The organism is Hyphomonas sp. UBA3601, from assembly GCF_002375605.1.
Lineage (GTDB): Bacteria > Pseudomonadota > Alphaproteobacteria > Caulobacterales > Hyphomonadaceae > Hyphomonas.
Genome location: NZ_DFME01000023.1, coordinates 1 through 8,625, shown reverse-complemented (window position 1 = coordinate 8,625; position 8,625 = coordinate 1). Strand labels below are relative to the sequence as shown.

At 57.3% G+C, this 8,625-nt stretch carries 8 protein-coding genes; 4 read left to right on the top strand and 4 right to left on the bottom strand.

Annotation, left to right across the window (positions count from 1 at the left end; all coding sequences use genetic code 11):
• A partial coding sequence (locus tag B4F73_RS01990) for a DUF4437 domain-containing protein (RefSeq protein ID WP_290482387.1) occupies positions 1 to 669 on the top strand: 669 nt, incomplete at its 5' end.
• A gap of 52 nt (positions 670 to 721) precedes the next feature.
• Positions 722 to 1,387: an oxygen-insensitive NAD(P)H nitroreductase gene (gene nfsB / locus B4F73_RS01985; RefSeq protein WP_206992782.1), complete on the top strand. Its 666-nt coding sequence runs from the start codon at positions 722 to 724 to the stop codon at positions 1,385 to 1,387.
• Positions 1,388 to 1,436: 49 nt separating this feature from the next.
• Here nfsB and B4F73_RS01980 read toward each other — a convergent pair whose 3' ends face one another.
• Together B4F73_RS01980 and polA are read right to left on the bottom strand one after the other, a co-directional pair.
• The gene (locus B4F73_RS01980) at positions 1,437 to 2,339 is read right to left on the bottom strand and encodes a hypothetical protein (protein WP_290482386.1); all 903 of its coding nucleotides are present in this window, start codon (positions 2,337 to 2,339) and stop codon (positions 1,437 to 1,439) included.
• 72 nt (positions 2,340 to 2,411) lie between these two features.
• On the bottom strand, positions 2,412 to 5,201 hold the full coding sequence (polA, locus tag B4F73_RS01975; RefSeq protein ID WP_290478887.1) for a DNA polymerase I: 2,790 nt from the start codon (positions 5,199 to 5,201) through the stop codon (positions 2,412 to 2,414).
• A 149-nt stretch (positions 5,202 to 5,350) separates the two neighbouring features.
• Here polA and B4F73_RS01970 point away from each other — a divergent pair, with 149 nt between their 5' ends.
• Both B4F73_RS01970 and B4F73_RS01965 read left to right on the top strand, forming a co-directional pair.
• On the top strand, positions 5,351 to 5,791 hold the full coding sequence (locus B4F73_RS01970; RefSeq protein WP_206992785.1) for a hypothetical protein: 441 nt from the start codon (positions 5,351 to 5,353) through the stop codon (positions 5,789 to 5,791).
• Between the two features lie 54 nt (positions 5,792 to 5,845).
• Complete coding sequence (locus B4F73_RS01965) at positions 5,846 to 6,862, top strand: NADP-dependent oxidoreductase (protein WP_206993185.1); 1,017 nt, start codon at positions 5,846 to 5,848, stop codon at positions 6,860 to 6,862.
• Between the two features lie 122 nt (positions 6,863 to 6,984).
• Here B4F73_RS01965 and B4F73_RS01960 read toward each other — a convergent pair whose 3' ends face one another.
• Complete coding sequence (locus tag B4F73_RS01960) at positions 6,985 to 8,424, bottom strand: SLC13 family permease (RefSeq protein ID WP_290482385.1); 1,440 nt, start codon at positions 8,422 to 8,424, stop codon at positions 6,985 to 6,987.
• 10 nt (positions 8,425 to 8,434) lie between these two features.
• The coding region (locus B4F73_RS01955) for a PLP-dependent transferase (protein WP_290481722.1) at positions 8,435 to 8,625 on the bottom strand (191 nt) is incomplete at its 5' end.

Here is an 8,625-nt window from a genome sequence, read left to right as displayed (position 1 = left end):
CGCCCCTCCGCCGGTGAATCCGGTTTCCTCGTTCAGTTCAAGGAAGGTTTCTCGTCTCCGCCCCACATTCACAACGTGACATATCGCGGGGTCGTGATTGAAGGGGTGATCCACAATGACGATCCGGGAGCGGCCGATATGTGGCTGCCGGCCGGCTCATTCTGGACCCAGCCGGCGGGTGAGGCCCATGTCACGTCGGCCGGTGATGCGTTCAACATGGCCTATGTCGAGATTGATGACGGTCCATATCTCGTAAAACCTGCGGATGAGTCCTTCGATTCGGGCGAACGCCCGGTGAACCTTGATCACACCAATCTCGTTTGGCTTGATGCCTCAGACATTACCTGGATCGACCGGGACGGCGGCGCGAAAATTTCGTTTCTTTGGAACTCCCCGGAAAACAATGGCGCACAAGGCGCACTGGTCAAACTGCCGGCTGGGCAGTCCGCCCGCCTGCGCAGTAATCAAAGTGACCTGCGGGTTGTGGCGATTTCTGGCGCGCCAGAAGTGCACCTGAAGGGCAAGGCGGAATCGGCGACCCTTGCGCCGGGAGGCTATGTCGGCCTTGAGGCCAACACAAGCGATAATCTCGCCTGCGGCGCGGACGCGGATTGCCTTTTCTATGTCCGGTCCGAAGGCGAATTCGAAATCGTCTCTGCAAAGAGCTGATCAATCCCCCTCCCGAAACTTTCCATTTTTCCAAGTATCAAAGGACCCTCCCATGAAACATGATATCACTCACTACGCCAAGGCCCGTTACACGACGAAGGCCTACGACCCCAAACGTCGTATCTCTGACGAGAATGTGGAAAAGCTGAAAGAGCTGTTGCGGTTCAGTCCATCAAGCACGAATATCCAGCCTTGGCATTTCATTCTCGCCTCAACACCGGAAGGCAAGGCGCGCGTTGCCAAGGCAACAGAGAAGTACCCCTTCAACCGCCCCTCGATCCTGAACGCTTCGCATGTCGTGGTGTTTGCCAGCCGCCTTGCCGTGGATGAAGACTATCTCCAGCATGTGCTGGAACAGGAAGACAAAGACGGTCGCTTCGATGTGGACAAAGACACGCACAAGCCCGCCATGCACGGTGGCCGGTCAATGTTCGTGAACCTCCATAAGCAGGACTTGAAGGATGTCCAGCACTGGATGGATAAGCAGGTCTATCTGAATATTGGCCAGTTCATGTTGGGCGCAGCCACCTTGGGCATAGACTCCACGCCGATGGAAGGCATTGAAACGGCAGTGCTCGACGCCGAGTTCGGCCTGCGCGAGAGGGGCTTCTCCTCGCTCGTTGTAGTGCCGCTCGGCTATCACGATCCTGAGCAGGACTATAACGCCTCGCTCCCGAAGTCCCGCCTTCCATATCCGGATATTCTGACGGAGGTCTGACCTGTTCGCCGTCCCGGTTGCTCACCCGCGCCGGGGCGGCGACGCAACTTTATTGGTCGTGCATTGATATAAGCCTGTAGGTTCGCAATGATCCATCCTCGTTTCGTTTCATGATGCGGATGCCCTTGCCGATGGAGACGCCGGAATTATCCAATGAGTCCCAGCGCAGATTGTAGGATATCAGTGACATTGCGTAAGGTGCGGTGCCTTCTATTCTGTGTGACGCCGTTTTTATATAGTCAAAACTGGGCCAGCCAGACGTATAGTCTTCAAGGAATTCCTTGATGGCCTCCTGCCCAACTCTCGGTCCACTGTCATGTGGGTACATAACGGCATCTTCTGAGTAGACATGGTAAAGAATGTCGGATTGCTGTCTTATCATCGCAGCATCATTGTACAGGTTGACGGCGAGGTGATCGAACGCCGCGCCGGAATCGACTGGGACTGATGGCGTGAAGGCCAGATGTATGCCAGGCAGAGTGTCGAACATCGTGGTTTCCCGGATTTCCGTGTACACGCTGTCGAAATTCCAAGTTTGTGCGATCAGCACGTAATCGCCAGCCGCACTTTCTTCCCAGACATCGAAGTAGTGCCCGGATACTTCCTTCGCCTCAGCGGACTGCGCTGCAGTATAGTTCAGAGTGAACGCGCCGATGTCCACTTTTAACATGTCGATCGGAATTGTCTCGGTGAGGGTTTTGTCAAACAAATTGATGTCGATGCCGTCAAACAGCGTCTTGTAGTACAGGGCCGCATGGTCCGGTCCGGTCATTGTCTTCTGGTATTCCGGCATGATCTGGACTTCAGGTCCGAACACTGTGGTTATTGCGGACAAGTCCTCACTTTTCACTGCGCGCTCAATCTGAGCCCTGAGTTTGGATAAATCCACCTCCGCTGTCGCTGCGCCCCCCATGCATGCTGCGATCATTCCGACTACGATCCTGCGAACCATGTTTTGCTTCCCGTCTGACGGGAATGCTAACATAGAGGGGAGGCCCTAAGTGTGAAAACTTGTTTATGTTCTTTAGTGCGCCTCGGCCCAGTTGCTGGCGGCGCGCGCGTCGACAACCAAGGGTACAGATAGCTGAAGTGACGGTCCGGCGGCTCCCTGCATGGTGGTCTTCACGGTTTCGATCAATTTGTCGGCCTCGGCTTCCGGGCATTCAAAGACGAGTTCATCATGGACCTGAAGCAGCATACGCGCAGACAGGCTTGCTTTGGCCAGTACATCTGGCATGCGGATCATGGCGCGTTTGATGATGTCGGCAGCGGATCCCTGAATGGGCGCGTTGATGGCCTGGCGCTCAGCAAAGGAGCGCTGTGGTCCTTTGGACTTGATACCAGAGAGATTGATTTTCCGTCCGTAGGCGGTGGTAACGTATCCATGCTCCTTGGCGAAAGCTTTGGTCTCGTCCATGTATGCGCGGATTCCGGGGAAGCGTTTGAAATAGGTTTTTATGTACTCGCTGGCTTCGCTCTGGGGAATGCCCAGCTGGCGTGCGAGGCCGAAGCCGGAAATGCCGTATATGATACCAAAATTGATCGCCTTTGCCTGACGGCGGACCATGGGGTCCATGCCTTCGATAGGCACATCAAACATTTCGCTGGCCGTCAGGGCATGGATGTCGAGGCCTTCCTTGAAGGCGTCCTTCAGCGCATCAATATCGGCTATATGCGCCAGGATACGTAACTCGATCTGGCTGTAGTCCGCGCTGACCAGAACATTGCCCTTTTCGGCGACAAAGGCTTCGCGGATCTTGCGGCCCTCCTCGGTGCGAACGGGAATGTTTTGAAGGTTCGGATCTGTGGAGGACAGGCGACCAGTTTGGGCAACCGCCATCGAGTAACTGGTATGCACGCGCCCTGTGTCGGGATTGATCGCCGCTTGCAGTGCTTCGGTATAGGTCGACCGGAGCTTGGAGAGGGTTCGCCAGTCGACGATCGTGCGGGGCAGGCCATGGCCTTCTGCAGCGAGCCCTTCGAGCACGTCGGCGTCCGTCTGCCATGCGCCAGTCTTGGTCTTCTTGCCGCCCTCAAGACCCATTTCGTCGAACAGGATTTCCCCGAGCTGTTTCGGGCTGCCGATATTGAATTCGCGGCCAGCCTGTTCATACGCTTCGGCCTCAAGCGCAGCCATGCGTTGGGAAAAATCGGATGACAGGCGCGAGAGGTGATCGCGGTCGACCTTGATCCCCTCCTGCTCCATATGGGCGAGGACGGGGACGAGCGGGCGTTCCAGCGTTTCGTAAACCGTCATGACCTTTTCCGTGCGCAGCTGGGGCTTGAAAACCTGCCACAGGCGCAGGGTGATGTCGGCATCCTCGGCGGCGTATTCTGTCGCCTTGTCCAGCGCGATCCGATCGAACGTCACCTGCGACTTGCCCGTTCCGGCAATCTCCTTGAACGGAATAGTGTTGTGCTGCAGGTATCGCTCCGACAGCGTGTCCATGCCGTGATTGTGCTTGCCCGCATTCAATACGTAAGACAGCAACATCGTGTCATCAATCGGCGCGACATCGATGTTGTGAGTGGCGAAGACCGAGAGGTCGTACTTGATATTCTGCCCGATCTTCAGGATCGCCGGATCTTCGAGCATCGGTTTCAGAGCGCGCAGTGCATCCTGCATGCGGATCTGCCGTGGCGGATCTGCGCCAAACATGTCTCCGTCGCCCGCATTGTCTGGATCGACATGCGCGAGCGGGATGTAGCAGGCTTCATTCGGTGCGAGCGCCAAGGATACGCCGACAAGGTTGGCCGCGATGGAATCGAGGCTGTCGGTCTCGGTGTCAACTGCAACATAGCCCTGTTTGGTGGCGCGTGTGATCCACTCTTCCAGCTCTTCGAAATCGCGGATGCAGATGTATTTGCTGCGGTCGATCGGATCTTCTGCGGGCTGGGCGGACTCCAAGGTACCTTCGAGTTCCATCATTTCCCGCACGCGCCGCGTGATGGTGCGGAATTCCATTTCTTCCAGGAAATTGATCAGCGTGTCTGGGTCCGGATCCTGCACGGCGAGGTCTTCGAGCGGTACGTCGAGCGGCACGTCGTCTTTGAGCGTCACCAATTGCTTGGAAATGCGGATGAGATCGGCATTGTCGATCAGGGTCTGGCGGCGTTTTGGCTGTTTGATTTCTTCAGCGCGGGCGAGCAACGTGTCGAGGTCGCCATATTCATCCAGCAGCTGGGCCGCAGTTTTCACGCCGATTCCGGGGGCCCCGGGTACATTGTCGACGCTGTCTCCGGCAAGTGACTGGATGTCGACGACCTTTTCCGGGCCGACGCCGAACTTCTCAAAGACCTGTTCACGACCCATTGTCTTGTTCTTCATCGTGTCGAGCATGAGGACGGTATCGGAAACAAGTTGCATCAAGTCCTTGTCAGATGAGACGATGGTGACGCGAGCGCCTTTCGCCTCGGCCTGACGCGCATAGGTGGCGATCAGATCGTCGGCTTCGAATCCTTCCTTCTCGATGGCATGGGCCGCGAAGGCTTCGGCGGCGCGGCGCACGAGCGGGAATTGGGGGCGCAGTTCTTCCGGGGGTTCCGAGCGGTTCGCTTTGTACTGGTCGTACAGTTCATTGCGAAACGTGATGGAGGATTTGTCGAAGATGCAGGCGAAATGGGTGGGCCGCTCGTCGCCCTTCAGATCTTCCAGCAGCTTGAACAACATGTTGCAGAACCCGCTCACGGCGCCGATTGGCAAATCATCGCTGGCCCGGGTCAGAGGGGGAAGGGCGTGGAAAGCGCGAAAAATGTATGCGCTGGCATCTACCAGGTAGAGGTGGCTGTCCTTGTTGACGGGGGCAGTGGCCATGGTTCGGGAATCCTTTGCTGGCCGAATGTGTAGCCCGTGTCATGCGCGACGTCACCCATCCGGAAGGGGGTATTGCACCCTCACCTATAGGGATTTGCCGAATGCGCCGTCGCAGCGTAAACTTGCGCGTACAATTCTGGGAGGGAAGCATGAGTGAAACACTGGAACCACAAGCCGCCGGTACGCCTTGGCATCTCTGGGTCGTGGGTATTCTTGCGGTACTGTGGAACGGATTTGGCGCGTTTGATTACACCGCCACAGTGACCCATTGGGCGCCGTATATGTCGAACTTCACGGAAGAGCAGCGAGCCTTTTTCTATTCGTTTCCAGTCTGGCAGTATGTCATCTGGGCATTCGGCGTCTGGGGCGCGTTGATCGGATCCATTCTGCTCCTGTTGCGCAGCCGGTTTGCCGTTTGGGCGTTCTTGATATCGCTGCTGGCCGCGCTCGCATCCATGGTTCATGGGATGTCGCTGAAAGATGTTCCGGAAGGAGCTTCAAATCCCGCGTTTGCGGCAGTCATCATCCTGATTGGTGCCTTGTTGCTTGCATATGCGTGGCGGATGACGAGACGCGGAGTCTTGCGCTAGCCGGAATTCGACCTAGCCTCCCGGTCAAGACATGGGAGGATAAAAATGACTGAGATGAACAAGAGCTGGGTTTTGCGTCAGCGGCCTGTAGGTGACCTGAAGGAGGGAGACCTCGAACTGGTCGAGTCTCCGCTTGTGCCGTTGGAAGATGGTGAAGTGCGAACCCGCCTGATTTACCTGTCCCTCGACCCGACCAATCGCATCTGGATGAGCGATGTGGATGGTTATCTGCCGCCCGTCGGCATCGGGGATGCCATGCGTGGCGGCGGTCTGGCCGTGGTCACCGAAAGCCGTTTTGACGGGCTGAAGGAAGGAGACATCGTAAACACGGGTCTCGGTACCTGGTCGCTCTATTCGAATCTGCCCGGAAGTTCGCTGAACGCACTGCCGCGCCTGCCAGGTGTGCCGCTGACCGCCTATATGGGGCCGCTCGGCGCAACTGGCATGACGGCCTATTTCGGACTGATGGATATTGCGAAGCCAAAGGCTGGCGAGACGGTGGTCGTCTCTGCGGCGGCCGGCGCAGTCGGCTCCATGGTGGGACAGATTGCAAAGATCCAAGGCTGCCGGGTTGTTGGCATCGCGGGCAGTGACGAGAAATGCAAATGGCTGACCGAGGTGGCCGGCTTCGATGCTGCGATAAACTACAAGACGGAAGACGTTGGGGCAGCGCTCGACAAGCACTGTCCGAAGGGAATCGACGTCAATTTCGAGAATGTGGGCGGCAAAATCATGGATGAAGTGATTGCGCGTCTGAATGATTTCTCGCGCATGCCGCTATGCGGACTGATCAGCACCTATAATGCAACTGACCCCGTGCCGGGGCCGTACAATTTCTCGAACCTGTTGATGCGCCGGACTTTGCTGAAAGGGTTCATCGTGATCGATTACTTCCCGCGGTTTCCGGAAGGCATTCAGCAGATGGCGCAATGGTTGATGGCCGGCAAGATCAAGTTCGAGGCGGACATTGTCGATGGTCTGGAAAATGCACCAGCCAGCTTGTCGCGTCTCTTCGAAGGCAAGAATCTAGGCAAACTGATGGTCCAGGTCAGCGAGCCACCAGCTGCCTGAGTTAACCTAAGTTCAGGTGGCGTTCAGCTTGCCCCTGTATGCCTTGCTGCAGACGGGGCTGGGATTGAGGGACGCAGGCTTGTCGGGTGTAGGAGGAATTCGGCGCGTGTCGCTGGATTCCTCTACAGGACCAGCGGAGCGATCCAGTAGCCTACCGCAGCGATGATCACGATACCTGCCAGATTGATGTAGAAGCCCTTGCGGATCATCTGCTGGATGGTGATGTGGCCCGTGCCATAGACGATGGCGTTTGGTGCGGTGGCAACCGGCAGCATGAAGGCACAGGACGCTGCCACGGCGGCCGGGCCGAGCAGGCTTTCCGGAGCTGTGCCGAGCGCAACAGCGAGCGAACCCAGTACGGGTGCAAGCGTGGTCATTGTGGCCACGTTTGAGGTGACTTCCGTCAGGAAGATGACCAGAGCAACCACAATAACGATGAAGATTAGCGGCGGGAGCACGTCCAGAACACGCAGATTCTCGCCGATCCATTCCGACAGTCCGGTGCGCGAAATGGCCTTGCCCATTGCGATGCCGCCACCAAACAGGAGCAACACGCCCCACGGAATTTGTTCAGCTTCCTGCCAGTTGAGCAGGCCACGATCTTCACCGCCGCCCGCCGGGACCAGAAACATGAGTACCCCGCCGAAGATCGCGATCATCATGTCGACTTCCGCGCCACCATAATTCGCGAGCAACTCTATTCCAGACGCTTCGAGGAATAGCTGAAGTGGCAGTCTGAGCAGCCATAGGGTGGCTGTGATCCCGAAAACGATTGCGACGCGGGTTTCTTGGACGGTCATTTTGCCAATGCCGATAAGCTGGGATTTGACGTGAGCTGACACAGCTTCTGCATTTTCGGAGCGGACCGGCATACCGCGTGTGACATTCCACCATGCGACCGGCAATAATAGCGCCATGGCCGGCAGGCCAAAGGCCATCCATTGTGCGAACCCGATATGAGCACCCGCTTCGGTCTGCAACCAGCTGATTGCAATCAGATTGGTCGGCGTGCCGATCGGGGTGGCGACCCCACCGATGGAAGCTGCGTAGCAAACACCGAGCAGGAGTGCCGTGGTGAAGTGTTTCGAAACACTCCCAAGCACAGCGCTGGCTGAGATGGCGATGGGGACCATCATCAATGTCGAGGCCGTATTGGATATCCACATCGACAGGACGGCCGTTGCGAGCATGAAGCCGAAGACAATAGCGCCGGGCGACGTGCCCACCCGGCTGATGACGTTGAGTGCAATCCGCTGGTGCAGGTTCCAGCGTTCAATGCCGAGGGCAACGATGAAGCCGCCGAGCAACAGGATGACAATATGGTTGGCATAATCACTGCCCGTCTGGGCTGGTGAGCCCGCTCCAACGAGCGGCAGAACAAAAAGCGGCAACAGAGACGTGGCAGGTATGGGAATAGCCTCGGTGGCCCACCAGACCGCCATAAGCGCCATCAGAGCTCCCGTGCCCCAGGCCGCATGGTTGAGGCCTTCCGGTGGGCCGAACAGCAACATGAGCGCGGCCAGGGCAGGGCCCAGCATCAATCCGATTTTGCGAGCCCCCAATTCCACGCTCTTATTCCCCCATAGCCTCAAACCCTGCCCGGAGATCGGCAATCAGGTCATCTACGGTCTCCAAACCGACATGTATGCGGAGCAGAGGGCCGACCTTTTGGTCAATCCAGTGGCCTTTTGATCGTTTCAGTTGCGGGTCGCACGGGATGATCAGGCTTTCAAAGCCACCCCAGGAAAAGCCCATCGAAAACA

Bases quoted from the DNA above. Each gene is read 5' to 3' on its own strand.
- nfsB (WP_206992782.1), top strand. From the start codon at position 722: ATGAAACATGATATCACTCACTACGCCAAGGCCCGTTACACGACGAAG.
- B4F73_RS01980 (WP_290482386.1), bottom strand. From the start codon at position 2,339: ATGGTTCGCAGGATCGTAGTCGGAATGATCGCAGCATGCATGGGGGGC.
- polA (WP_290478887.1), bottom strand. From the start codon at position 5,201: ATGGCCACTGCCCCCGTCAACAAGGACAGCCACCTCTACCTGGTAGAT.
- B4F73_RS01970 (WP_206992785.1), top strand. From the start codon at position 5,351: ATGAGTGAAACACTGGAACCACAAGCCGCCGGTACGCCTTGGCATCTC.
- B4F73_RS01965 (WP_206993185.1), top strand. From the start codon at position 5,846: ATGAACAAGAGCTGGGTTTTGCGTCAGCGGCCTGTAGGTGACCTGAAG.